Raw genomic sequence first — 23,744 nt, forward strand, 5'->3', positions numbered from 1 at the left:
CAGCATCGAAACGCTCCGAGCGGAGGTACGCAGATGCGGTTCTTGGGGATCAACGCCATATTCCATGATCCGGCGGCGGCCCTGGTCATCGATGGCGAGATCGTCGCGGCGGCGGAGGAGGAGCGGTTCAGCAGGCGCAAACACGGCAAGCGCCCGGTGCCGTTCTCCGCCTGGGAACTGCCGGAACGGGCGGCCGCGTGGTGCCTGAGACAGGCCGGCCTGAGGCCCGAGGACCTTGACGGCGTCGCCTACTCGTACGACCCCGGGCTGGTCCGGCCGGGGCAGGCGGGCCTGGACGAGCGCTGGGAGGACCTGCGCACCACCTACGCCCGCAGGGCCCCCGCGTTCCTCGCCACGGCCGTGCCCGGGCTGGACCCGGACCAGGTCAGGTACGTGCCGCACCACATCGCCCACGCCGCCTCGGCCGGGCTCGCCGCGCCGTACCGGGAGTCGGCGGTGCTGGTCTGCGACGGGCGCGGGGAGGCGGCCTCCCACCTGGCCGGGCACTATCGCGACGGCGAGCTGACCGTCCTGGCCAGTCAGGAGCTGCCGCACTCCCTCGGACTGATGTACGAGGAGGTGACCGAGCACCTGGGCTTCCTGCGGTCGAGCGACGAGTACAAGGTGATGGCGCTCGCGGCGTACGGCGAGCCGCGCCACCTGCCCGAGCTGCGGGAGCTGATCTACGCGACCGGCGACGGCGGGTTCCGCGTCGAGCCGATCGACTGGGCCGCCTACGCCAAGCGCGGCGACGGCGGCGAGGGGACCTGGGCGCCCGAGCACGCCGATCTGGCCGCGAGCGTGCAGGCGCGGCTGGAGGAGGTGCTGCTCGACCTCGCCCGCTGGTTGCACGACCGCACCGGCGCCCGCCGCCTGACGATGGCCGGGGGAGTGGCGCTGAACTGCGTCGCCAACACGCGGCTGCTCGCCGAGGGGCCGTTCGAGGAGATCTGGGTGCAGCCGGCGGCGGGCGACTCGGGGACCGCGCTCGGGGGCGCGCTGCACCTCGCCCACGCGTATGGCGACCCGGTCGCGCCGATGCCGGGCGCGGACCTCGGCCGCGGCTGGCGGGACGAGGAGCTGGCCGCCTGGCTGGACGTCGCGCGGGTCGCCTACGACCGCCCCGACGACCTCGCGGGCGCGGTGGCGGCCGAACTGGCCGCCGACCGGATCGTGGCCTGGTTCCAGGGCAGGAGCGAGTACGGCCCGCGGGCGCTCGGCCGCCGATCCCTGCTCGCCCACCCCGGCCGGCCGGGCAACACCGAACGGCTGAACGCGGTGAAGGGCCGTGAGCAGTTCCGCCCCATCGCGCCCATGGTTCTGGCGGAGCGGGCGGCCGAGATCTTCGCCAGGGGGCCGATGTCCAGCCCGTACATGCTGTTCGTCCACGACGTGCGGCCGGAGTGGCGCGACCGGATCCCGGCGGTGGTCCACGTGGACGGCACGGCGCGGATCCAGACCGTGGAGCGTTCCCGCGACCCGCTGCTCGCCCGGATGCTGGAGGAGTTCGAGGTCCGCACGGGACTGCCCGTGGTGGTCAACACCAGCCTGAACACGGCGGGGCGGCCGATGGTGGACGACCCGAGGGACGCGCTGGAGTGCTTCGGCTCGGCGCCGGTCGACGTGCTGGTGCTCGGGCCGTTCCTGGTCCGCCGGAGGGCGGTGGTCGGCTCATGATCACCGTGGTGATCCCGACGATCGGTCGCCCCACGCTGCGGGCGACCCTCGCCGCGCTCGACCCGGGTCTCGACGTGATCGTGGTCGACGACCGGCCGGAGGACCTCCCCGGCGGCCTGCCCGCCGATCCCGCCGATCCCGGCGGCTCGCCGGTGAAGGTGATCCGCTCAGGGGGCCGGGGACCCGCCGCGGCGCGGAACGCGGGCTGGCGCGCCGCCCGCACCCCGTGGGTGGCCTTCCTGGACGACGACGTCGTGCCGGGACCCGGCTGGGCCGAAGCGCTGCGCGCCGACCTGGAGAGCCTGCCGGAGCACGTCGCGGGCAGCCAGGGACGGTTGGAGGTCCCGCTGCCCGAGGGGCGCCGCCCCACCGACGCGGAGCGCACCACCGCCGGCCTGGCCGGCGCGCACTGGATCACGGCCGACATGGCGTACAACCGTTCGGCGCTGGAGCGGGTCGGCGGGTTCGACGAGCGGTTCCCCCGCGCCTACCGCGAGGACGCCGACCTCGCCCTGCGGTTGTTGCGCGCCGGGTTCACGCTGGTGCGCGGGAACCGCACGACCGTCCATCCCGTACGCGACGACGGGTTCTGGGCGAGCGTCCGCGCGCAGCGGGGGAACGCCGACGACGCGCTGATGCGGCGGGTCCACGGCCCCGGCTGGCGCGCGCAGGCGGGCGCGCCGCGCGGCCGCCTGCGCCGCCACCTGCTGGTCACCGCGCTCGGCGCCGGGGCGGCCGCCGCCTTCCTGACCGGCCTGTCCAAGGCGGGCCGGAGGGCCGGTCGCCGTCGGCGGACCCGCCCGCCGGGGGCCGCGCACTGGACGGCCGGGGCGGTGCTCGCCGCCGGATGGGCCGCGTTGACCGCCGAGTTCGCCTGGGCCCGGATCGCCCCCGGTCCCCGTACCCGGGACGAGGTGCTGCGCATGGTCGTCACCAGTCTGGTCATCCCGCCCGCGGCCTGCGTCCACCGCCTGCGTGGTGAGATCGGGAGGCGCCGGTGACCCGGCCGACGGTGCTGGTCGCGCGCCCCGACAACGCGGGCGACGTCCTGCTGGCCGGGCCGGCGGTGCGCGCCGTCGCGGCCGGTGCGCGGCGGGTCGTGCTCCTCGCCGGGCCGTACGGCAGGGCGGCGGCGGAGCTGCTGCCCGGCGTGGACGACGTCCTGGAGTGGCGCACCCCGTGGATCGACCCCGGCCACGTCCCCATGACCGAGGACCGCGCGGCGCGGCTGGTCGACGCGGTGCGGGCGCACGCGCCGGACACGGCGCTGATCCTCACCTCCTTCCACCAGTCGGCCCTGCCGCTCGCGCTGCTGCTGCGGCTCGCCGGCACGCGGCGGATCGCCGCGATCAGCGAGGACTATCCCGGGTCCCTGCTCGACGTGCGGCACGTCGTCGACGAGAGCGTGGACGTCCCGGAGGCCGAGCGCATGCTCGGGCTCGCCCGGGCGGCCGGGTTCGAGCTTCCGCCGGGCGACGACGGGCGGCTCGCGGTCCGGGGGCCGCTGCCGGACGTGTCCCGGCTGACCGGCCCGCCCGGATATGTGGTGGTGCACCCCGGCACCACCGCCCCCGCCCGCGCCTGGCCCGCGGACGACCACGCGCGCACCGTCAAGGAGCTGGTCGAGTCCGGCCTCCGCGTGGTCGTCACCGGCCACGAGACCGCCCTCACCGCCGAGGTGGCCGGCACGTACGCCGCCGACCTCGGCGGGGCCACCACCTTCGCCGAGCTGGCCGCCGTGCTCGCCGGTGCGAGCGTCGTGGTCGCGGGCAACACCGGCCCCGCCCACCTGGCCGCCGCCGTCGGGACCCCGGTGGTCAGCCTGTTCTCCCCCGTCGTCCCGGCCGCGCGCTGGGCGCCGTACGGGGTGCCCTCGGTGGTGCTCGGCGACCAGGAGGCGCCGTGCCGGGGCACCAGGGCGCGGACCTGCCCGGTGCCCGGCCACCCGTGTCTCACGTCGGTGACCACCGAGCAGGTGGTCCGGTCGGTCAGGAGTCTGCGATGAGGATCGCCTTGATATCGGAACACGCCAACCCGCTCGCGGCGATCGGAGGCGTCGACTCCGGAGGGCAGAACGTCCACGTCGCCGCCCTGGCCCTGGCCCTGGCGGAGCGCGGGCACGAGGTGACCGTGCACACCAGGCGGACCGCGCCGGACCAGCCGCAGGAGGTCCCGATGGGGCTGGGCGTGACCGTCGACCACGTGCCCGCCGGGCCGGCCGAGCCGATCCCCAAGGACGAGCTGCCGCCGTACATGCCGGCGTTCGCCGAGCATCTCGCGCGGCGGTGGTCGGCCCGCCCGCCGGACGTGGCGCACGCCCACTTCTGGATGAGCGGCCTGGCCGCGCTCACCGCCGCCGAGCCGCTCGGCGTCCCGGTCGTGCAGACCTTCCACGCGCTCGGCACGGTGAAGCGGAGGTGGCAGGGCGCGGCCGACACGAGCCCGCCCGACCGGATCGCGGTCGAGCGCGACGTCGGCCGGCGGGCCACCGCCGTCCTCGCCACCTGCACCGACGAGGTGCGCGAGCTGCGCGCCATGGGCGTCCCCGAGGACCGCATCGCCGTCGTGCCGTGCGGCGTCGACCTGGAGCTGTTCAACCCGTACGGCCCGGCCACGCCCCGCGACGGTCGGCCGCGCGTGTTGTGCGTCGGCCGGATGGTGCCGCGCAAGGGCTACGACACGGTCATCCGGGCGCTGCGCGACGTGCCCGGGGCCGAACTGGTGATCGCGGGCGACGAGCCGGAGGAGGTCGAGCGGCTCCGCCGGGTCGCCGCGTCCTGCGGCCTGGAGGACCGGGTCCGGCTGGTCGGCGCGGTCGCGCACCGGGACGTGCCCGCCCTGATGAGATCCGCCGACGTGCTGGTGACCGTGCCCTGGTACGAGCCGTTCGGCATGGTGCCGCTCGAGGCGCTCGCCTGCGGGGTGCCGGTGATCGCCTCGTCCGTCGGCGGCCACCTCGACACGGTCGCCGGGTGCGGCGTGCTCGTGCCGCCGCGCCGGCCCCGTGCCCTGGCCGCCGCGCTGCGCGACCTGCTGGCCCGTCCCGACCTGCGCGCGGCGCTCGGTGAGGCGGGGGCCCGGCGGGCTCGCACCAGGTACGGCTGGCCGGAGGTGGCGGCCAGGACCGAGTCCGTCTACCGGAGGGAGGTCGAGCCGTGCACCCTCATCTGCTCCGGCTGACCGAGACGCTGTCGGCGGTCGACGCGCAACTGCCGACGATCCACGCCTGGGGGCTCAAACTGGCCGCCGTGCTGACAGGGGGCGGGCGGCTGCTCGCCTGCGGCAACGGCGGGTCCGCGGCCGAGGCCCAGCACCTGACCGCCGAGCTGGTCGGGCGGTTCCGCTCCGACCGGTGCCCGTACGCGGCGATCCCGCTGCACGCCGACACCTCGACGGTGACCGCGATCGGCAACGACTTCGGCGCCGAGGAGGTGTACGCGCGCCAGGTGCGGGCACACGGGAGGCCGGGCGACGTGCTGCTGTGCCTGTCCACGAGCGGCGCGAGCGGGAACGTCATGGCGGCGGCCGCCGCCGGGCGTGAGTGCGGTCTCACGACCTGGGCGCTCACCGGCCGCGCCCCCAACCCGCTGTCCGGGTTGTGCGACGAGACCTTCGCGGTTCCCGCCGGTGACTGCGCCACCGTCCAGGAGGTGCACCTGGCGATGATCCACATGCTCTGCGACGTGATCGAGGAGTGCCAGGAGTGACCGCGTTCTCACGCGGTTGAGCCGCCGGGGACGGCCGTACGGGGGCCGGGTCCTCGGTTCCACCTGGCCGGAAAAAGTCCGAAACAGCCAAAGGAGTGATGGCATGCTGGGAAACATTCTGATCACCGGGGGCGCCTCCGGGCTCGGCCGCGCCACCGTCGAGGCGGTCGCCAAAGCGGGCGGACGCCCGCTGGTCGTCGACGTGCGACCGCCCGACGGAGACGTCGACTTCGTCCGGGCCGACCTCGCCGACCGGGAGCAGGCGGAGCGGGCCGTACGGGAGCTGGCCGACCGGGCGGGCGGGCTGGACGGCGTCGTGACGGCGGCCGGGATCGACGCCTGCGGCCGGCTGGAGGACGTGCCCGCCGCGGACTGGGAGCAGGTCGTCAAGGTCAACCTGCTCGGCACCGCGTCGATCGTCCGGGCCGCCCTGCCGTACCTGGAGGGAGGCGGGCGCGTGGTCACCGTCGCCTCGACGCTCGGGCTGCGGCCGCTGAGCGACGCGACCGCGTACTGCTCGGCCAAGTTCGGGGTGGTCGGGTTCACCCGGGCGCTCGCCGCCGAGCTGGCCGGACGGGTGGGCGTGACCCTGCTGGTGCCCGGCGGCATGCGCACGCCGTTCTTCGACGGCCGCGACGAGAAGTACAAGCCGGGGCCGGAGGCGGGGCTGAACCAGCCCGAGGACGTGGCCGCGACCGTCGTCTTCGCGCTCAGCCAGCCGCCGGGATGCGAGATCAGGGAGCTCGTCGTCTGCCCGTCCACGGAGACGTCGTGGCCTTAGAGCCGGGCCCCGCCGCCCGGCCGGAACAGCGCGAGCCGCCGGAGCCGGCGGGATCGCCGTGCGAGCGCGCCGGTTCGCCGGACCGGTCTCCGCGACAGCGGCCGGAGCTGCTCGTGCTGCGCGGGCTCGGGCTCGGGGACCTGCTCACCGCCGTGCCCGCGCTGCGGGCGCTGCGGCGGGCCTTCCCCGGGCACCGGCTCGTGCTGGCCGCTCCGGCTCCGCTGGCCGAGCTGCTCCCGCTGGTCGGCGGGGTGGACGAGCTGGTGGACGTGCGCGGCCCCGGCCCCGTCCCCACGGCGGCTCCCGCGGCGCGCGGCCCGGACGCCCCCGGCCCTCCCGCTGCGTGCGACCCGGACACCTCCGGCCCTCCCGCTGCGCATCCCACGCCCACGGGCCCCGTCCCGGTGCGGTTCGCCCTCTCCGGTCCGCCCGACGTGGCCGTCAACCTGCACGGGCGCGGACCGCAGAGCACCGGCGCGCTCCGCCGTACGCGGCCGGGGCGGCTCCTCGCCCACGCGCCGGAGCCGGGCGGGCCGCCGTGGCGCGAGGACCTGCACGAGGTGCGCCGCTGGTGCGCCTTCCTGGAGTGGTACGGCGTCCCGGCCGACCCGGAGGACCTGGCGATCCGCGCGCCCGCGGACGCCGCCCGGGACGTCGCCCGAGCCCTCGCCCGGGACACCGGCCCCTCCCTGCCGCTCGCCGACGGCACAGCCGGCGCGGCGCCGGAGGCCGGCGACTTCGCCACCGCGGGCGTGGTGGGCCTGTCAGGCGCGGTCGGTGAGGTGGTCGGTGAGGTGGTCGGTGAGGTGGTCGTCCATCCGGGTGCGGCCTCGCCCGCCCGGCGCTGGCCGCCGGAACGGTTCGCCCGGGTCGCGGCGGCGCTCCCCGGTGTGGTGATCACGGGAGTGGAGCGGGACCTCGGGCTGCGCGTCGCCGCGCTGGCCGGGCTCCCGGCGGAACGGGTGCTGCGCACGGGGCTGCGCGAGCTGGCCGCCGTGGTCGCGCGGGCGCGGCTGGTGATCTGCGGCGACACGGGCGTCGCCCATCTGGCCACCGCGCTCGGAACGCCCTCGGTCGTGCTGTTCGGGCCGGTCCCGCCCGCGTTCTGGGGGCCGCCCCCGGGCGGCCCGCACGTCGTTCTGTGGAAGGGGAGGTGCGGCGACCCGCACGGCGCGCGGCCCGACCCGGGCCTGCTGGAGATCGACGTCCCCGACGTCCTGGACGCGGCCCTCGGGCTGCTGGAGGTGAATGTGTGATGCGAGCCGTCGTGACCGGAGGGGCCGGGTTCCTGGGGTCGTACCTGTGCGAGCGCCTGCTGCGGCAGGGCGCGGAGGTGCTCTGCCTGGACAACTTCCTCACCGGCGCGCCACGGAACGTCGAGCACCTTTTCGGCCGGCCGGGGTTCCGGCTGCTGGAATGCGACCTGACCGGGTTCGTCCATGTTTCCGGGGACGTGGACCTGGTCCTGCACTTCGCCTCCGCCGCGTCGCCGGCCGACTACCTGCGCCACCCGATCGAGACGCTCAAGGTGGGCAGCCTCGGCACGCTGCACGCCCTCGGCCTGGCCAAGGAGAAGAACGCCCGGTTCGTCCTCGCCTCGACCAGCGAGGTGTACGGCGATCCCCTCGAACACCCCCAGAAGGAGACCTACTGGGGCAACGTCAACCCGGTCGGGCCGCGCAGCGTGTACGACGAGGCCAAGCGGTTCGCCGAGTCGCTCACCACCGCGTACCGGAACTCGCGCGGGGCCGACACCGCGATCGTGCGGATCTTCAACACGTACGGCCCGCGGATGCGGCCGCACGACGGCCGGGCCATTCCCACGTTCATCAGGCAGGCCGTCATGGACGAGCCGATCACGGTGACCGGGGACGGGCACCAGACGCGGTCCATCTGCTACGTGGACGACACGGTGGAGGGCGTCGTCGCGCTGGCCGGAAGCGACTTCGACGGGCCGGTCAACATCGGGAACCCGGCCGAGATGACCATGCTGGAGCTGGCCGAGACGATCCGCGGCCTGGCGGGGTCGTCGTCGCCGATCCGCTTCGTCCCCCGGCCGGTGGACGACCCGGCCGTACGCCGCCCCGACGCCTCGCTCGCCGCCGAGCGGCTGGGCTGGCGGCCGACGGTGGACCCGCTGACCGGGCTGCGCCGGACGATCGAGTGGTTCGAGCGGGAGCTGGCCCGCGAGCCGTACCCGACCGTCGCCTGACGGACGGGACCGGCCGGATCCGGGCGACCGGCACGTGCGGCCGAGGACACGCGTCATCCAACCTGCTGTCACCGTGAATACGCGGGCGAGCCGATGGTCGAAACAGGGGGTTGGGCACAGAACGTGGTCGTTCGTGTGCGCTGGGTCGTTTGGGGGTGATGTGCTGGGGGGACGTGCCATGACATGTCATCCCAACGGGTGGTCCCGTGCTGAGCCCGCTCGCCCTCGCGGCGGGCCCGGCCAGCCCGGCCGACCTGCTCGCGGCACGGATGCAGATGGGACTGTCCCTCGGGTGGCACATCATCATCGCGTGCCTCGGGGTGGGGATGCCGGGCCTGCTGCTCTTCGTGGAGTGGCGGGCCGTGCGCACCGGTGACGCCGAACACATGCTGCTCGCCCGGCGGTGGGCGAAGGCGATCGGCGTGCTCTTCGCCGTGGGCGCCGTGTCGGGCACGATCCTCAGCTTCGAGATGGGCCTGCTGTGGCCGGGCCTGATGGACGTGTACGGCCAGGTCATCGGGGTGCCGTTCGCGATGGAGGGCATCGCGTTCTTCATCGAGGCGATCTTCCTCGGCATCTACCTGTACGCCTGGGACCGGCTGCCGCCGCGCACCCACCTGCTGAGCGGGATACCGATCGCGGTCGCGGGCGTGGCGTCGGCGTTCTTCGTCGTCGCCGCGAACGCGTGGATGAACCAGCCGCGCGGGTTCGACCTGGAGAACGGCCGGGTGACCCGGGTGGACCCGATCGCGGCCATGCTCAACCCGGCCACGCCGCCGCAGACCATCCACATGATCGTGGCGGCGTTCATGGTGGCGGGCTTCGGCACCGCCGCCGTCTACGCGGTGGGGATGCTGCGCGGGCGGCGGGACCGCTACCACCGGCTGGGCTTCCTGATCCCGTTCACGCTCGGCGCGGTGCTCTCGCCGGTCCAGATCGTGGTGGGCGACTACGCCGCGAAGTTCCTCGCCGAGTACCAGCCGACCAAGCTCGCGGCGGCCGAGGCCCTCTTCCACACCCGCACGCACGCGCCGCTCAGCCTCGGCGGCATCGTGCGCGACGACACCCTGCACTACGCGGTCGAGGTGCCGAGCGCACTGTCGATCCTCGTCGGGTTCAGCCCCGCGACCCTGGTCCAGGGGCTGGACCGGGTGCCGCCCGCGGACCGGCCGCCGGTCAACCCGGTCCACTGGGGGTTCGACGTGATGGTGGCGATCGGGTTCTTCCTGCTGCTGATGTCCGCCTGGCTGGCGTTCACGTGGTGGCGGCGGCGCGACCTGCCGAGCACCCCGGTGTTCCTCTGGCTGGCCGCGCTGGCCGGGGTGGCCGCGGTCGTCGCGGTCGAGGCGGGCTGGATCGTGACCGAGGTGGGCCGCCAGCCCTGGATCGCGTACGGCAGGATGCGCACGGTGGAGGCGGTGAACCCGGCGCCCGGCCTGTGGGCGGGGTTCCTCATCGTGGTGCTGGTCTATCTCGTCCTCACCGTGGCGACCCTGTACGTGCTGCGGCTGATGACGCGGGCCGTGCCGGTCCGCCCGGTCGCGCCGCAGGAACGGGCCTGATGGACGCCGCGCAGATCCTGCTGGTCGTGATGTGGGTGGGCGTCACCCTCTACGCGCTGCTCGCCGGGGCGGACTTCGGCGGCGGCGTCTGGGACCTGCTCGCCGGGCGCGAGCACACGAACCGGCGGCTGATCGAGCACGCGATCGGACCGGTCTGGGAGGCCAACCACGTCTGGCTGATCTTCGTGCTGGTCGTCCTGTGGACGGGGTTCCCGCCGGTGTTCGCGTCCGTCATGTCCACGCTCTACATCCCGCTGACGGGCGCGGCGCTCGGGATCATCTTCCGCGGCTCGGCGTTCGTCTTCCGCAAGGTGAGCACGGAGTGGTGGCAGCGGCGTCTGTTCGGCGCGGCGTTCGCGATCTCCTCGGTCCTCACCCCGTTCTTCCTGGGGACGGTGGCCGGGGCGATCGGGTCGGGCCGCGTCCCGCCCGGCCTGGCCGCCGGGGACCTGATCGGAAGCTGGGTGAACCCCAGCTCGATGTACGGCGGCGTCCTCGCCGTCGGCGTGTGCGCCTACCTGGCCGCCGTCTATCTGTGCGACGACGCCGTACGGGCCGGGCTCGACCCGGAGGGGTTCCGCCGCAGGGCGATCAGCACCGGGCTCTTGGTGGGGCTGGTCGCGCTCGCCGGCATCGGCGTGCTGCGCCTGGACGCCCCCGGGCTCTTCGCCGGGCTCACCCACCGCGCGCTGCCCGCGGTCGTGGCCAGCGCCGTCATGGGCGTCGCGTCCCTCGGCCTGCTCTGGGCGCGCCGCTACCTGCTGGTGCGCGTCACGGCGGTGCTCGCGGTCACGGCGGTCATGTGGGGGTGGCCGCTCGCGCAGTATCCGGTGATGCTGCCGCCGTCCTACACGTACGCGCAGGCGGCGGCGGGGCCCGAGGTGCTCCTGATCACGCTGATCGTGCTCGGCGCGGGCGCGCTGCTGGTCCTGCCGTCGATCGGGTGGCTACTCCTCATCCAGCGGCGGCTGCCGTACGACTCCGGCTGACCTGGCCTCGCTCGGGGTGTGGCCGAAGCTGGCGCGGAACACCCGGGCGAAGTGCGCCTGGCTGGAGAACCCCCACCGGTAGGCGACGTCGGCGATGGTCGTCTCCCGCGCCCGGGGCGCGAGGAGGTCGGCCCGGGCCCGGCGCAGCCGCCGGTCGAGGATGTAGCGCGCGGGGGTGGTCCCGGACGCCTCGAAGATCCGGGCGAGCTGCCGCACGGAGATGCCCATGGCGCGGGCGACCTCGCCGGCGTTCAGGTGGGGGTCGTGCAGGCGCCGCTCGATGTGGTCCTCGGCGATGATGAGCTGGGTCAGCGAGGTCGGCGGCCCGCCGGCGCGCTCCAGCGCGAGCAGGCGGATCAGGCCGAGCACGGCCCGCTGCGTGTCCTCGGGGGCGTCCCCGCGCGCCCGCATCGCGGCGAGGTCGCCGAGCAGGCCGCGCAGGGCCGACATGAGCGACCCCTCGCGGGCCGACCCCCTGCCGAACACCATCGGCACCGGCACGCCTCCGGACAGGCATGCCTCGGCGAACACGTCGCGGGGGACGTCCACGAGGATCTGCCGCATCGAGGAGGAGAAACCGAAGAGGTACGGCCGGCGGGTGTCGTACAGCACCAGGTCGCCGGCGGTCGCGGACAGGCAGCCGTTCTCGTGGAAGAAGACGGCGTCGCCCTTGAGCAGCAGGCTGGCGAACACCGAGTCCTTGGGGGTGGACCTGGCCATCTGCGGCGTGCGCTCGATGACGTGCGCGTTGCCCGAGATGTCCGCGAGCCGCACGTCGCCGAGCCTGATGTTCGTCTGGGTGGCCAGCAGGCCCTCGTCGGAGTACGACCGGCAGGTGAGGCCGACCAGCGCCCTGCGGTTGTACTCCTCCCAGAAGCCGATGCGTTCCGCGGGCGCGACGTTCTCGGTCGTGGCCCGGGAGATGACGGAGACGACGTTCGCGGGCATCACGGGTCTCCTCCTTGTGAGGCGCTCAGCGTCTCAGTATGTCCAGATTTATACGGATAGATAACCCCCGTCTACCGGCAGGATCGTGCCGGTGACATAGGACGCGGCGGGGGAGCAGAGGAACGCGATGACCGTGGCGACGTCGCGCGGCCTGCCGTAGCGCCCGATCGGGATGCGGGCCAGCACCTCCGCGGCGGCCCGCTCGTCGTCGAGCAGGCCCCGGGCGAGCTGCGTCTCCACGAAACCGGGGGCGACCGCGTTCACCCGGACACCCTCGGCGGCGTATTCGGCGGCGAGCGACCGGGTGAGCTGGGAGACCCCTCCCTTGCTCGCGCTGTACGCCGGCCGGTCCCCGCTGCCGAAGAAGGCGAACATGGAAGAGACGTTGACGATGCTGCCGGCCGCCTTTCCGAGCGCCGGCCGGGCGGCCTCGCACGCCACCATCGTGGCGGTCAGGTTGACGTCGATCACCCGCCGCCACCGGTCCAGGTCGTACTCGTCGCGGTCGTGGCTGACGCCCGCGCAGTTCACCAGTACGTCGAGCCGCTCCTCAGCGCGGACGTGCCGGGCCAGGCCGTCCCGGTCGAGGACGTCGTGCTCGACCACGCGTACGCGCGGGTGGGCGGGCGACTCGGCGGCGACCTCCGGCGCGAGGCCGAGGGCGACCACACGCGCGCCCAGCTCGGCGAACACGGTGGCCGTCGCGGCGCCGATCCCCGAGGTGCCGCCGGTGACGAACACCGTGCGACCGGTGAACAGGTCCTCCCGAAACCCCGTGGCCGTCGTCATCGCGCACTCCCTTCGCCCGGCCGTACCAGGACCTTGATCTGGTCGCCGCCCGCGAGCAGGGCCTCGAAGCCGTCGCGCACCACGTCGTCGAGAGCGATGGTCGAGGTGACGATCGCGGTCAGGTCGAGGCCCTCCTCGACGAGCCGGACCAGCTCGGGATAGACGTCGCGATAGCCGACGCTGGCGATGACGGACTGCTCGTTGTTGACCATGGCGAACGCGTCGAGGCTCACCGTCCCGGCCAGGCCGACCAGCACGACCCGGCCGCCGTTCCTGGTCCCGGCCAGGCAGGTGCGCAGGGTCCGCTCCGAGCCGACCGCCTCGAACGCGACGTCCGCCCCCTCGCCGCCGGACGCCTCCCGGATCAGGTCCGGCACGGCGTCGCCCTCGCGGGCGTCCACCAGGTGCGTCGCGCCGAGCCGTCCGGCCAGGTCGAGCCGGGCGGGGGACAGGTCGGCGGCGACGATCCGGGTGACGCCCCGCCGCGCGGCCAGCATCACGATGAGCAGGCCGATCGGGCCGAGGCCGAGCACCGCGACGGTCTCGCCCTCCCCGATCGCCGCCTGCCGCAGCGCGTGCAGCGCGACGGCGGCGGGCTCGAACACGGCCGCCTGCTCCAGGGGCACCGAGTCCGGCAGCCGGTGCAGCATGTACGCGGGGACGGTGGCCCGTTCGGCCAGCCCCCCGTCACCCATCAGCCCGGCGAATCCGAAGTGGCGGCAGATGTTGTACTCGCCCGCGCGGCAGCGGGGGCAGGAGCCGCACCGGTAGTGCGGCTCCACCGCGACCCGGTCGCCCGGCGCCACCCCGGTGACGCCGGGGCCGACGGCGGTGACCGTGCCGCAGAACTCGTGTCCGAGGACGAGCGGGGCGGTCGCGCCGGACTCGGGGTGCGGCGCGTCCACCGGGATGGCGTGCGGGCCGTCGGCGTACTCGTGCAGGTCGCTTCCGCAGATCCCGCAGTAGGCCACCGCGACCGTCGCCTCGCCGGGGCCCGGCTCCGGGACGTCCACGTCGACCACGCGGACGTCCCGCGCGCCGTACCAGACGGCCGCCTTCGCGGTGCTCACGCCGCCCCCTGCACGGCCGCGGCACGGCGGCGCAGGACGGCGGGAGCGGTCTCCCGGAGGGAGAACGAGAGCACGACGACGATCGCCGCGCTGCCTGCCGCGATGAACATCGCGGTCTGCAGGCCCCACAGGTCCGAGGCCCAGCCGGAGATCATCGGGCCGAGGAAACCGCCGGCCAGCTCGCCCACGCCCATGATCACGCCGAGGGCGGTGGCCAGCGCGCCGGCCGGCACGGTCTCGGCCGGGATCGTCGCCATGAACAGGGTGAAGCAGCCGAGCCCGGTGTACGTGAGGACCATGAGCACGCCGAGCAGCGTCGGGCTCGACACGAACACGACCGAGAGCGGGCAGAACACGGCGAGCGTGGTGAAGCCGATCAGCGCGGGCTTCCTGCCGATCCGGTCGGAGATCGCCGGGGTGGCGAAGCCCCAGAGCACCCAGGCCACGCCGAGGCAGGTCATGACGCCGCTCATCGTGCCGGGCGCGAAGCCCTTGACGTCGGTCAGGTAGGTGGGGGTGAACGTGATCAGCGTGACGAACCACGTCAGGTAGAAGCAGGCGATCAGCATGCAGACCAGCACGTTCCGCAGCTTCAGCACGTCCTTCAGGGCCGGCTTGGGAAGCGCGGGCGCGGCGGCCGCCGCCGCCGGGGCCGGCGGCTTCTCCCGGACCAGCTTCGCGATCAGCGCGGCGATCACCAGACCGGGGACGATCGTCACGTAGAACGCGGTCTGCCAGCCGTGGTTCTCGGCGAACCAGACCACGACGACCGGCGCGACGATGCCGCCGAGGAGGCCGGCCGACGAGCCCTGCAGCAGGCCCATGTTGAGCCCGCGCCTGCTCTCCCGCGACGCCTCGACCATCAGGGACTGGGCCATCGGGAGCACCGCGCCCTCCGCCGTGCCCATCAGGGCGCGCGCGGCGAGCAGGCCGCCGAACCCCGCCATGAGGCCGGACGCCGAGGAGAAGACCGAGAAGAGCACCACGGCGCCGATCAGGATCGGCTTGCGGCGGCCCAGCTTGTCCGACAGGCGTCCGGCGAACATGCCCGCCACCGCCCAGGTGAGCGCCAGCACACCGGAGAGGGTGCCGAGCTGTCCGTTGGACAGGCCGAAGTCCTTGTCCATGTACGGCGCGAGGAAGGCCAGGGCCTGACGGTCGAAGAAGACGAAGCCGAAGGCCAGGAAGAGGATGAGGAGCAGGCGGTTCTCGTACCGCTTCGCTTCGCGGTCCGCGACGGCGCCGGGCGACCGTGTGGACGTCTTGGTGTCAGTCATGGCGCTCTCTCAGGGGGCGGCGGGGAGATCAGCGGAACAGCGAGTTGACGTAGTCGGCCCCGATGCCGACCTTCTCGTAGTGCTCGCGGCACATCTTGATGTAGTCGTGGACGTCGAAGACGCCCTCGGGCTCGCCGTTCTCGTCCAGCCAGATCAGCGGGCCCTTGACGATGAAGAACGCCTTCATCGGCTCGCCGCTGTCGTAGGCGACCAGGGTGTGGCCCTCGCCCGGGGACTCGTAGATGAAGTCGCCGGCGGTCGCCGTCCAGTCGCGCTCCAGGTAGCCCCACTTGCCGGAGATCGTGTACGCGAAGACCTCGTGCGGGTGGTAGTGCCGGTTGACCAGGCCGGCCTCCTTGGCACGCAGCACGTCGGCCCAGGTGTTGTCCTTGACGTTGATCCACAGGGGCCGCGAGCCGACCGTCTCGCTGAACGGCACGTAGTAGCGGTCGTCGTCCGTCGCGATCTTCGGAATGTAGACTTCCGGCAGCGCGTCGGGGCGCAGCGAGTCCTTGATCGGCTTGAGGTCCTTCCAGAACTCTGACGTGGGGATTTCCGGCATGTCGAGCACTCCTTTCGTGTGCTGAGAGTGAACCCCGTCAGCCGTCCGGTCGTCTTTCCTCTCTCGGACATCGCCGTTTGCATATTCCGGACATGTCACACGATTTGGCGTGCCTGGGCGATGATCTCCTCCAGCCGGCCGCCGTGCGCGCCGCGCCAGTAGACCCGGTGGCAGGCGCGGCAGCGGGCGAACGTCTCGTACGTGCGGCGGGTCCCCGGCGGCAGCCTCCGCTCCACCTCGGCCTTGCCCGCCGCCACCAGCGGCCCGTTGCACGCCGTGCACCGGGTCCACGGCGCCAGCGGCGGCGCGAAGCGCTCCAGCACGTCGGCGAGCTGCTCGTCCGGCCGCGACCCCCGGACGTACGCCCCCAGCCACAAAGCGCGGCGTCTGAGCAGCCCGCGGTCCTGCGTCAGCAGCACCCGCCGCTCGGCGTTCGCCCGCTCGACAAGCACGTCGTCGTCCAGGTCGTTCCGGTACGCGGCGTCCACGCCGACCACGCGCAGCCGCCGGGCCAGCGTGCCCAGATGCACGTCGAGCAGGAAGCGGGCGGAGGGGACCCGCTGCGGGCGCTCGACCCCGAGCACCCGTACGGCCTCGCCCGGCGCGGGCCGGTACGACGGCGGCACCGTGTGGCCGTCCGCCGTCAGCGCGCCGACCTCCGTGAGCGGCACGCCGATCGACTCGACGACGTGTCCGAGCGACGACGTCCCGTCGTAGGGGACCCGGACCGCCGTCTCCGCCGCCCCGCCGCCCGGTTCCGCCGTTCCCGAGGGCGGCTTCTCCACCCTGCCGCCGCCCGGTTCCCCCGCTCCGGCCCGCACTCCCCCCGTGCCGCCTCGCGGTTCGGCACGCCGCAGGCGAGGTGACAGGAAAAGCCGCAGCTCGGGCGCGAGGGTGACGGACAGCTCCCGTCCGGCCATGTCTCCCAGCATGCCAGCCCCCGCTCGTACGGCCCGGCGTGGGCCGGGCGGCCGGGCTTGACAGATCATCAAGACCGACGATCACATTTCCCGCCGTCGCGAGACAATTCCCCCGTGACACGCACGGACAGGTACAGGTACACCGCCGCCGGGATGGCGATCGGGACCGTCGTCGACGCCCTCGTCGGCGACCCTCGCAAGGGGCATCCGGTCGCCGTCTTCGGCGGCCGCGTCGCCGCCCTGGAAAACCGGATATATGCCGACTCGCGGGCGCGCGGGGCGCTGTTCACCGCGCTCTGCGTGGGCGCGGTCACCGGGATCGGGGTCGCGGCGGACCGGCTCACCCGCCGCAGCCCGCTGGCGCGTACCGCCGTCACCGCCGCCGCCACCTGGGCCGTGCTCGGAGGGACCACCCTCGGCCGGGAGGGCGGGCACATGGCCGCGTCACTGGAGTCCGGCGACCTTCCCACCGCCCGCGTACGGCTGCCGCACCTGTGCGGGCGGGACCCCTCCCGGCTGGACGCGCCGGAGCTGGCCAGGGCCACGGTCGAGTCGATCGCGGAGAACACCTCCGACGCCGCCGTGGCGCCGCTCTTCTGGGGTGCCGTGGCCGGGGTGCCCGGCCTGCTCGCCTACCGCGCGGTCAACACGCTCGACGCCATGGTGGGGCACCGCTCCCCGCGGCACGAGCGCTTCGGCTGGGCGTCCGCCCGGCTCGACGACGCGGCCAACCTCGTGCCCGCCCGGCTGACCGGCCTGCTCGCCGCCGCCCTCGCGCCGGTGGCGGGCGGATCGCCGCGCCGGGCGCTGGCCGCGCTGCGCAGAGACGGGCACCGGCATCCGAGCCCCAACTCCGGCCGGTGCGAGGCCGCCTTCGCCGGGGCCCTCGGCGTACGGCTCGGCGGCGTGAACGACTACGGCGGGCGGCTCGAGGCGCGGCCCGAGCTGGGGGACGGGCCGCGTCCCGCCGTCCCGGACATCCGCCGCGCCGTACGGCTCGCGCGGGCGGTGTCCTGGACGGCGGCGGCGCTCGCGGTCACCGCCCGCTGGGCCGCCGGCGCCCGGCGAGAGGCGGCTCGAACCCGCTGACCCGGCGGCCCGAGTCCGTCCGGGACCCCACGGCCCGTGTCCGTGCGGGCGTGACGACCCGTTCGGGCTCAGGGGATGAGCAGGAGCTTCCCGGTCGTGCGGCGGCCCTCCAGGTCGTCGTGCGCCCGGCGGGCCTCCTCCAGCGGGTAGCGCCCGGTGATGTGCACCCTGACCGCGCCCGACGCGACCCAGCCGAGCAGTTCGCCCGCACGCCCGAGCAGTTCCTCGCGCGTCGCGATGTAGTGGGCGAGCGACGGCCGGGTCAGGAACAGCGAGCCGCCCTGGTTCAGCCGCTGCGGGTCGAACGGCGGGACCGGGCCGCTCGCCGCGCCGTACAGCGCCATCATGCCGCGCGGGCGCAGCGCCGCCAGCGAGCCGTCGAACGTGGCCGCGCCGACGCCGTCGTAGACGACGTGGACGCCCGCGCCGGTGATCTCGCGGACCGCCTCGCCGAAGTTCTCGTAGCGCAGCACCTCGTCGGCGCCCGCCTCCCGCGCGAGCTTCTCCTTCGCCTCCGTGGAGACGGTGCCGATCACCCGCGCGCCGAGCAGCTTGGCGATCTGGGTGAGGAGCAGCCCCACGCCGCCCGCCGCCGCGTGGACCAGCACGTCGTCCCCGGGCCGCACCGCGTACACCGAGTGGGTCAGGTAGTGGGCGGTCAGCCCCTGGAGCAGCACCCCGGCCGCGAGATCGGGCGCGAGGCCACGGGGGAGCGGCACCGCCATGTTCGCCGGGATCACCGCCCGCGTGGCGTAGGAGCCGATGCTGCTCGCCCAGCCGACGGCGTCGCCGACGACCAGGTCGGTCACGCCGTCCCCGGTCGCGATCACCGTGCCCGCACCCTCGGAACCGGGGACGAACGGCAGGGGCAGCGGGTAGCGCCCCTGCCGGTGGTAGACGTCGATGAAGTTGACGCCGCTCGCCGCGACCTGGACGAGCACCTCGCCCGGCCCGGGCACCGGATCGGGCCGCTCGGCGTACTCCAGGACGGAGGAGTCACCGGGGGTGGAGACGACTATGGCACGCATGAAAACTCCCGTTGCGAGACTTCCTTGCTCGTGCCCAACCCCCGCCCCGCCACGCCTTGTTCCCGCCCGGCCGCTACCCGTGGCCGGCCGCCGACACCAGGACGGGGCGGTCGACGAGGGTGACGGTCACGGTGACGCCGAAAGCGAGGCGTACGGACTCGTGGCCGGGGACGTCGGCGAGCAGCTCCGTGCCGTCGGCGAGCCGCACGCGCGGGCGGGCGGTCGAGCCGCGGAAGGACGAGGCGACCACGGTCGCCGTGCCGTCCGGATCAGGCGTGACGATCATCGCTTCCGGGCGGACCAGCACCTCGACGGCTCCCTCGCGGCGCGGACCCTCCACCGGCAGGGTCCGCCCGAGCACGGCGACCCGGTCGCCGGAGGCGGCTCCCGGGACGTGGTTCATCGTGCCGACGAACTACGCGACGAACGGCGTGGCCGGCCGGTCGTACAGCGTGGCCGGGGCGGCGACCTGCTCCAGGCGGCCGACGCGGAGCACGGCCACCCGGTCGGCGATCGACAACGCCTCCTCCTGGTCGTGCGTCACGAAGATCGTCGTGATGCCGAGGGAGAGCTGGAGCCGCCGGATCTCCTCGCGGAGCGCGACCCGGACCTTGGCGTCCAGGGCGGACAGCGGCTCGTCGAGCAGCAGCACCCGGGGCGGCAGACACGCTTTTGTCTCCCGCTGTCGTACGTGGGTCGAACCTGGGCGGACTCGATGCAACAGGCAGACCCGATTGGCCCTGCGCGGATTGCTCGTTGATGAACGGAAGGGCCTCGGACGATGGCGTTTTGTGAACGGATTCCGGCGCGGATCCCCGCCGAGTTGCGGTCGATCTTCTGAGAACATATGTTCGAAGTAGCACGTAGCGCCCGCCTTCCCCCGGGTGCCGATTCATGGGGGGAAGATCCGTCTTGAGCAGACTTTACGGCGACCCGATCGAGGTGTGGGTCAGGGACGGCCGGCCCGCGCAGTTCGTGTGGCGTGACCGGCTCTACGGGATCCGCCAGGTCCAGGACCACTGGGTGGTGGCCCGCGAGTGGTGGAAGACCTCCGACACCGACCCCGGTGAGCGGCGGTTCTGGCGGGTCGAGGCCGGCGCGAGCACCGGCGTCGGGACGTACGAGCTGCGCTTCGACACCGCGAGCAGCGGCTGGCTGCTGCTGAGGGCGTGGGACTGATGGGCCCCTTCGTCCACCTCCACGTGGCCTCGGCCTACTCCCTCCGGTACGGCACGGCCTTCCCACCCGCCCTGGTCGCCCGCGCGGCGGCCCACGGCATGGACGCGCTCGCGCTGACCGACCGGGACGGGCTCTACGGCGTGATCAAGCACATCCGGGCCTGCCACGCCGAGGGCGTCGCTCCCGTCGCCGGCGTCGACCTGGTCCTCCGCGCCCATGGCGGGCACGAGGGGTCCGCCCGGGGCGGGCGCGGGAGCGGCCGGAGCACGGCCGCGGGATCCCGGGGACACCGCGCCGGGGAGATCGCCGGGGCCGAGGAGATCTGGGACGGCCGTGCCGGGGAGGTCTGGGGCCGCCGGGCCGAGGAGATCAGGCGTGACGCCGAGCGGCCGGAGGACGAGCGGCGGGTCGTCGTCCTGGCCCGCGCCGATGGCTGGGGCGCGCTGTGCCGCCTCGTCACCGCCGCACACCACGCGGGCGAGCGCGGCGCGCCGTACGTGACGCGCGAGATGCTCGCCGAGCACGCGAGCGGGCACTCGGGCGACGCCCGGCTGGTCGTGCTGCTCGGGCCCAGGTCCGACGTCGGCCGCGCCGCGGCCGGGCACCGCGACGACGAGGCGCGGGCGCTGCTGGCCGCTTGGCGCGCGGCGGTGCCCGACGTCGTGGTCGAGGTGACCGACCAGTACGGCTACCGCGACGCGAACGTCGCCGCCCGGATGCTCGGCCTGGCCGACTGGGCCGGCGTCCCCGCCGTGCTGACCAACGCGGTGCGCCACCTCGACGCCGCCGACCACCAGGTCGGCAACGTGCTGGACGCCGCGCGCCGGCTCGCGCCGCTGCACGCCCGCCACCTGGAGCAGTCCTCCCAGGCGTACTTCAAGAGCGGCGAGGAGATGGGCCGGGTGGCGGACCGGGTCTGCGGCGGCGACCGGGCCCGCACGGCCCGGCTCCTGGCCGAGACGCGCCGCGTCGCGGAGCGGTGCGCGCTCGACCCGGTCGAGATCGTGCCGCTCCTGTCCGACCCGCCGGGCGCGCTGCACCTGCCGGAGATCGGCGGCGACCCGGTCCCGATGCTGCGGAGCCGCTGCGAGGAAGGGCTGCGCCGCCGGGGCCTGGAACGTTCGAAAGAGGCCGGGGAACGGCTCGCCGCCGAGCTGGACATCATCGAGCGGAAGCGGCTGTCCGGCTACTTCGTCGCGGTGGCGGGCATCACCGACATGATCCGCGGCATGGGGGTGCGCTGCGCGATCCGCGGCTCCGGCGCGGGCAGCCTGGTCAACTACCTCGCCGGCATCGGCGAGGTGAACCCCCTCGAACACGGCCTGCTCATGGAACGCTTCCTGTCCGAGGGCCGCCACGGCCTGCCGGACATCGACGTGGACGTCGAGTCCGCGCGCCGGCTCGACTGCTACCGCGCCATCCTCGACCGGTACGGCGAGGCCCGGGTGGCCTGCGTCTCCATGATGGAGACCTACCGCGCGCGCAGCGCGATCAGGGACGTCGGCTCCGCCATGGGGCTCCCTCCGCACGAGATCGACGCGATCGCCAAGGCGTTCCCGCACATCCGCGCCAAGCAGATCCGGGCCGCCCTGACCGACCTGCCCGAGCTGCGCGACAGCGGGCTGAACGACCGGTCGCTCGAGACCGTGTTCCGGCTCGCGGAGAAGCTCGACGGGCTGCCCCGGCACATCGCGCTGCACCCGTGCGGCGTGCTGGTCGGCAACGCGGCGCTGCGCGACCGCACGCCCGTGGAGCGCAGCATGCTCGACTTCCCGATGTCGCAGTTCGACAAGGACGACGTCGAGGAGGCGGGCCTGCTCAAGCTGGACGTGCTCGGCGTGCGCATGCAGTCCGCGATGGCCCACGCGCTGGACGAGGTCGAGCGGGTCGACGGCCTGCGGATCGATCTGGACGGCGGCGTCCCGCGCGACGACACGGCCACCTACGACATGATCTGCTCCGGCCGCACGATCGGCTGCTTCCAGATCGAGTCGCCCGGTCAGCGGGAGCTGGTCGCCAAGCTGGAGCCGCGCACGATGCACGACCTGATCGTGGACATCTCGCTGTTCCGGCCCGGCCCGGTCAACTCCGACATGGTCACGCCGTACCTGGAGGCCAGGCACGGCTTCCGGCGGCCGTCGTACGCGCACGAGGAGCTGCGCGGGCCGCTGCGGGAGACCCACGGCGTGGTCGTCTTCCACGAGCAGGTGCTGAAGGTCATCGACGTCATGACCGGATGCGGGCTGTCGGAGGCGGAGAAGGCCCGCCGCGCCCTCGACACGCCGGAGGGCAGGGAGGCGGTCCACGACTGGTTCGTGCCGCTGGCCGGGGAGCGGGGGTTCGACCCCGGCACGGTGGAGAAGGCGTGGAAGGTCCTCGACGCGTTCGGCGCGTTCGGGTTCTGCAAGGCGCACGCGGCGGCGTTCGCGCTGCCGACCTACCAGTCGGCGTGGCTCAAGCGGCACCACGCGGCCGCCTTCTTCGCGGGCGTGCTCACCCACGAGCCGGGCATGTACCCGGGCCGGGTGATCCTCGACGAGGCCCGCCGCTGCGGCGTCGAGATCCTGGCCCTGGACGTCAACCGCTCCGGCAGGGACTGGCGGATCGAGAGGACCGGTGACGGCGCGGGCGACGGGGCGGGCCCGGAGGCGACCGGATCGCAGGCCGGCCCGGCGGCGGGGGAGGCGGCCGGGGAAGACGGCGGAAAGGCGGGAGAGCCGCTGACCCTCCGCGTCCGGCCCGGCGATCTGGAGCCCGCGGGCGAGGACGGCCGGGGTCCCCGCCGGGAGAACGGCGGAAAGGCTGGCGAAAAGGACGGCGGAACGGACGGCGGTCTCGACGGGGACGCCGGGGAGACCGAGGAGATCAGGGAGACCGGGGAGATCAGGGAGACCGGGGAGTTCGGCCGGGGCTACGGCCTGCGCGTGCCGTTCTCCGCGGTGCGCGGGGCCAGCGAGGCCGAGATCGACCGGATGGTCGCCGGCCAGCCGTACACCTCGGTGGCCGACTTCTGGGAGCGGGCCCGCCCGTCCCGGCCGGTCGCGGAGCGGATCGTCGAGGTCGGCGGCCTCGACGCCATGTACGGCCTGCACCCCGGCGGCCCCCGGTGGCGGCCGGGCCGGCTGACCAGAAGGGACCTGATCGCCCAGGTGGGAGCGCTCGACCGTTCGTCGGCGGCCGGGGTGGCTGCCAAGGGCGACGCGGTGGCGGTGCAGCTCCCGATGGGGTTCACCGAGCGGGTCGCCCCCGGCGAGCTGCCGGAGATGACCGAGGCCGAGGTGGTCGAGGCGGAGCTCGCCGTCCTCGGCATGGACGTCAGCCGGCACGTGATCGGCTTCCACGACGAGCTGCTCGACGCGATCGGCGTGGTCCGGGCGAAAGACCTGCTGAGGCAGCGCAACGGAGCCGAGATCCTGGTCGCCGGAGTCAAGGTGGCCACCCAGACGCCCGCGGTGCGGTCGGGCCAGCGGGTCATCTTCCTGACCCTCGACGACTCCACCGGCCCGATCGACCTGACGTTCTTCGAGTCGGTGCAGGCGCACACGGCGGCGACCGTGTTCGGGTCGTGGCTGCTGGTCGCGAAGGGGGTGGTCCGGCGGACCGGCGCGCGGGCCGTCTCGCTGCGCGCCCTGCACTGCTGGGACCTCGTCGACCTCGACGAGCTGTGGCGCGCCCCGGCGCCCCGCGGAGGCATCGACGCCGTACGCGCCCTGCTGGACGAGAAGCCGGAGCCCGGCGGCGGCGTGGGCGGCCGCCGCATCGAGTACGGAAACGGCTACCGGCTCTCGCCCTACTCCGACATCGGGCCGACGCCGGGGGTGCGGGACGCCGCCGCCTTCCTGGCCCACCCCGGCGAGCCCCAGCGCCGGCTCTGGCACGCGAGCTCCGGCAGCTCGGGGGCCACCCGCGCCCGCAGGCGGTGACGCTCCGCCTCGGCCCGCCCCGCGGACGTCC

The 23,744-nt window shown here is 74.3% G+C and carries 22 protein-coding genes; 13 read left to right on the plus strand and 9 right to left on the minus strand.

Annotation, left to right across the window (positions count from 1 at the left end; all coding sequences use genetic code 11):
• Nucleotides 1-33: 33 nt before the first annotated feature.
• The 10 genes from AWQ70_RS21775 (at nt 34) to AWQ70_RS21820 (ending at nt 10,928) form a co-directional block, all read left to right on the plus strand.
• Entirely contained in the window at nt 34-1,677 is a 1,644-nt protein-coding gene (locus AWQ70_RS21775; protein WP_067178998.1) for a carbamoyltransferase family protein, read from the plus strand.
• Complete coding sequence (locus tag AWQ70_RS21780) at nt 1,674-2,678, plus strand: glycosyltransferase family 2 protein (RefSeq protein ID WP_067179000.1); 1,005 nt, start codon at nt 1,674-1,676, stop codon at nt 2,676-2,678. The genes AWQ70_RS21775 and AWQ70_RS21780 overlap by 4 nt, the downstream gene beginning before the upstream one ends.
• Nucleotides 2,675-3,682: a glycosyltransferase family 9 protein gene (locus AWQ70_RS21785; protein ID WP_084517572.1), complete on the plus strand. Its 1,008-nt coding sequence runs from the start codon at nt 2,675-2,677 to the stop codon at nt 3,680-3,682. The genes AWQ70_RS21780 and AWQ70_RS21785 overlap by 4 nt, the downstream gene beginning before the upstream one ends.
• The gene (locus AWQ70_RS21790; RefSeq protein WP_067179002.1) at nt 3,679-4,857 is read left to right on the plus strand and encodes a glycosyltransferase; all 1,179 of its coding nucleotides are present in this window, start codon (nt 3,679-3,681) and stop codon (nt 4,855-4,857) included. Before AWQ70_RS21785 ends, AWQ70_RS21790 begins: the two co-directional genes overlap by 4 nt.
• Complete coding sequence (locus AWQ70_RS21795; protein ID WP_067179004.1) at nt 4,833-5,384, plus strand: D-sedoheptulose-7-phosphate isomerase; 552 nt, start codon at nt 4,833-4,835, stop codon at nt 5,382-5,384. The genes AWQ70_RS21790 and AWQ70_RS21795 overlap by 25 nt, the downstream gene beginning before the upstream one ends.
• A 103-nt stretch (nt 5,385-5,487) precedes the next feature.
• Nucleotides 5,488-6,165, plus strand: coding sequence for an SDR family oxidoreductase (locus AWQ70_RS21800; RefSeq protein WP_067179005.1), 678 nt, complete (start codon nt 5,488-5,490; stop codon nt 6,163-6,165).
• Nucleotides 6,156-7,421, plus strand: a complete 1,266-nt coding sequence (locus tag AWQ70_RS21805; protein WP_373282357.1) for a glycosyltransferase family 9 protein — start codon at nt 6,156-6,158, stop codon at nt 7,419-7,421. The genes AWQ70_RS21800 and AWQ70_RS21805 overlap by 10 nt, the downstream gene beginning before the upstream one ends.
• A complete protein-coding gene (locus AWQ70_RS21810; RefSeq protein WP_067179007.1) occupies nt 7,421-8,377 on the plus strand; it encodes a UDP-glucuronic acid decarboxylase family protein in 957 nt (318 codons plus the stop codon). Before AWQ70_RS21805 ends, AWQ70_RS21810 begins: the two co-directional genes overlap by 1 nt.
• A gap of 206 nt (nt 8,378-8,583) precedes the next feature.
• Complete coding sequence (locus tag AWQ70_RS21815) at nt 8,584-9,939, plus strand: cytochrome ubiquinol oxidase subunit I (RefSeq protein ID WP_245647085.1); 1,356 nt, start codon at nt 8,584-8,586, stop codon at nt 9,937-9,939.
• Nucleotides 9,939-10,928 (plus strand): cytochrome d ubiquinol oxidase subunit II, encoded by a 990-nt coding sequence (locus tag AWQ70_RS21820; RefSeq protein ID WP_067179009.1) that lies wholly within the window; start codon nt 9,939-9,941, stop codon nt 10,926-10,928. The genes AWQ70_RS21815 and AWQ70_RS21820 overlap by 1 nt, the downstream gene beginning before the upstream one ends.
• Here the strand turns inward: AWQ70_RS21820 and AWQ70_RS21825 are convergent.
• From AWQ70_RS21825 to AWQ70_RS21850, 6 genes are all read right to left on the minus strand, one after another.
• On the minus strand, nt 10,887-11,876 hold the full coding sequence (locus tag AWQ70_RS21825) for a helix-turn-helix domain-containing protein (protein WP_067179011.1): 990 nt from the start codon (nt 11,874-11,876) through the stop codon (nt 10,887-10,889). The two genes, AWQ70_RS21820 and AWQ70_RS21825, sit on opposite strands and share 42 nt — an antisense overlap.
• Before the next feature lie 48 nt (nt 11,877-11,924).
• Nucleotides 11,925-12,665, minus strand: a complete 741-nt coding sequence (locus tag AWQ70_RS21830) for an SDR family NAD(P)-dependent oxidoreductase (protein WP_067179013.1) — start codon at nt 12,663-12,665, stop codon at nt 11,925-11,927.
• Nucleotides 12,662-13,735, minus strand: coding sequence for a 2,3-butanediol dehydrogenase (locus AWQ70_RS21835; RefSeq protein WP_067179015.1), 1,074 nt, complete (start codon nt 13,733-13,735; stop codon nt 12,662-12,664). Before AWQ70_RS21835 ends, AWQ70_RS21830 begins: the two co-directional genes overlap by 4 nt.
• A complete protein-coding gene (locus AWQ70_RS21840) occupies nt 13,732-15,012 on the minus strand; it encodes an MFS transporter (protein WP_067179017.1) in 1,281 nt (426 codons plus the stop codon). Before AWQ70_RS21840 ends, AWQ70_RS21835 begins: the two co-directional genes overlap by 4 nt.
• Nucleotides 15,013-15,040: 28 nt before the next feature.
• Nucleotides 15,041-15,574, minus strand: coding sequence for a 2,4'-dihydroxyacetophenone dioxygenase family protein (locus AWQ70_RS21845; RefSeq protein WP_067179137.1), 534 nt, complete (start codon nt 15,572-15,574; stop codon nt 15,041-15,043).
• Between the two features lie 95 nt (nt 15,575-15,669).
• A complete protein-coding gene (locus AWQ70_RS21850) occupies nt 15,670-16,494 on the minus strand; it encodes a Mut7-C RNAse domain-containing protein (protein WP_084517602.1) in 825 nt (274 codons plus the stop codon).
• Nucleotides 16,495-16,608: 114 nt separating this feature from the next.
• Here AWQ70_RS21850 and AWQ70_RS21855 point away from each other — a divergent pair, with 114 nt between their 5' ends.
• Entirely contained in the window at nt 16,609-17,583 is a 975-nt protein-coding gene (locus tag AWQ70_RS21855) for a cobalamin biosynthesis protein (protein ID WP_281197088.1), read from the plus strand.
• A 68-nt stretch (nt 17,584-17,651) separates the two neighbouring features.
• On the opposite strand, the gene AWQ70_RS21860 is transcribed toward AWQ70_RS21855, so the two are convergent.
• The 3 genes from AWQ70_RS21860 to AWQ70_RS41400 all read right to left on the minus strand — a co-directional run bounded on the left by AWQ70_RS21860 (nt 17,652) and on the right by AWQ70_RS41400 (nt 19,263).
• Complete coding sequence (locus AWQ70_RS21860) at nt 17,652-18,611, minus strand: quinone oxidoreductase family protein (protein ID WP_067179019.1); 960 nt, start codon at nt 18,609-18,611, stop codon at nt 17,652-17,654.
• Nucleotides 18,612-18,684: 73 nt separating this feature from the next.
• Nucleotides 18,685-19,014, minus strand: a complete 330-nt coding sequence (locus AWQ70_RS41395; protein ID WP_245647086.1) for a TOBE domain-containing protein — start codon at nt 19,012-19,014, stop codon at nt 18,685-18,687.
• A gap of 12 nt (nt 19,015-19,026) precedes the next feature.
• Nucleotides 19,027-19,263 (minus strand): ATP-binding cassette domain-containing protein, encoded by a 237-nt coding sequence (locus AWQ70_RS41400; RefSeq protein ID WP_245647087.1) that lies wholly within the window; start codon nt 19,261-19,263, stop codon nt 19,027-19,029.
• 260 nt (nt 19,264-19,523) lie between these two features.
• Here AWQ70_RS41400 and AWQ70_RS21870 point away from each other — a divergent pair, with 260 nt between their 5' ends.
• A complete protein-coding gene (locus AWQ70_RS21870) occupies nt 19,524-19,790 on the plus strand; it encodes a DUF6504 family protein (RefSeq protein WP_084517576.1) in 267 nt (88 codons plus the stop codon).
• Nucleotides 19,790-23,713, plus strand: a complete 3,924-nt coding sequence (locus AWQ70_RS21875) for a DNA polymerase III subunit alpha (protein WP_157530235.1) — start codon at nt 19,790-19,792, stop codon at nt 23,711-23,713. Before AWQ70_RS21870 ends, AWQ70_RS21875 begins: the two co-directional genes overlap by 1 nt.
• The last annotated feature ends 31 nt before the right edge of the window (nt 23,714-23,744 follow it).

The sequence above is a fragment of the Microtetraspora niveoalba genome, assembly GCF_001570405.1.
GTDB lineage: Bacteria > Actinomycetota > Actinomycetes > Streptosporangiales > Streptosporangiaceae > Microtetraspora > Microtetraspora niveoalba.

Coding starts and splice junctions, on each gene's coding strand:
- AWQ70_RS21860 (WP_067179019.1), bottom strand. CDS start 18,611: ATGCGTGCCATAGTCGTCTCCACCCCCGGTGACTCCTCCGTCCTGGAG.
- AWQ70_RS21790 (WP_067179002.1), top strand. CDS start 3,679: ATGAGGATCGCCTTGATATCGGAACACGCCAACCCGCTCGCGGCGATC.
- AWQ70_RS21800 (WP_067179005.1), top strand. CDS start 5,488: ATGCTGGGAAACATTCTGATCACCGGGGGCGCCTCCGGGCTCGGCCGC.
- AWQ70_RS21810 (WP_067179007.1), top strand. CDS start 7,421: ATGCGAGCCGTCGTGACCGGAGGGGCCGGGTTCCTGGGGTCGTACCTG.
- AWQ70_RS21830 (WP_067179013.1), bottom strand. CDS start 12,665: ATGACGACGGCCACGGGGTTTCGGGAGGACCTGTTCACCGGTCGCACG.
- AWQ70_RS41395 (WP_245647086.1), bottom strand. CDS start 19,014: ATGAACCACGTCCCGGGAGCCGCCTCCGGCGACCGGGTCGCCGTGCTC.
- AWQ70_RS21820 (WP_067179009.1), top strand. CDS start 9,939: ATGGACGCCGCGCAGATCCTGCTGGTCGTGATGTGGGTGGGCGTCACC.
- AWQ70_RS21775 (WP_067178998.1), top strand. CDS start 34: ATGCGGTTCTTGGGGATCAACGCCATATTCCATGATCCGGCGGCGGCC.
- AWQ70_RS21875 (WP_157530235.1), top strand. CDS start 19,790: ATGGGCCCCTTCGTCCACCTCCACGTGGCCTCGGCCTACTCCCTCCGG.
- AWQ70_RS21850 (WP_084517602.1), bottom strand. CDS start 16,494: ATGGCCGGACGGGAGCTGTCCGTCACCCTCGCGCCCGAGCTGCGGCTT.
- AWQ70_RS21825 (WP_067179011.1), bottom strand. CDS start 11,876: ATGCCCGCGAACGTCGTCTCCGTCATCTCCCGGGCCACGACCGAGAAC.
- AWQ70_RS21845 (WP_067179137.1), bottom strand. CDS start 15,574: ATGCCGGAAATCCCCACGTCAGAGTTCTGGAAGGACCTCAAGCCGATC.
- AWQ70_RS21840 (WP_067179017.1), bottom strand. CDS start 15,012: ATGACTGACACCAAGACGTCCACACGGTCGCCCGGCGCCGTCGCGGAC.
- AWQ70_RS21780 (WP_067179000.1), top strand. CDS start 1,674: ATGATCACCGTGGTGATCCCGACGATCGGTCGCCCCACGCTGCGGGCG.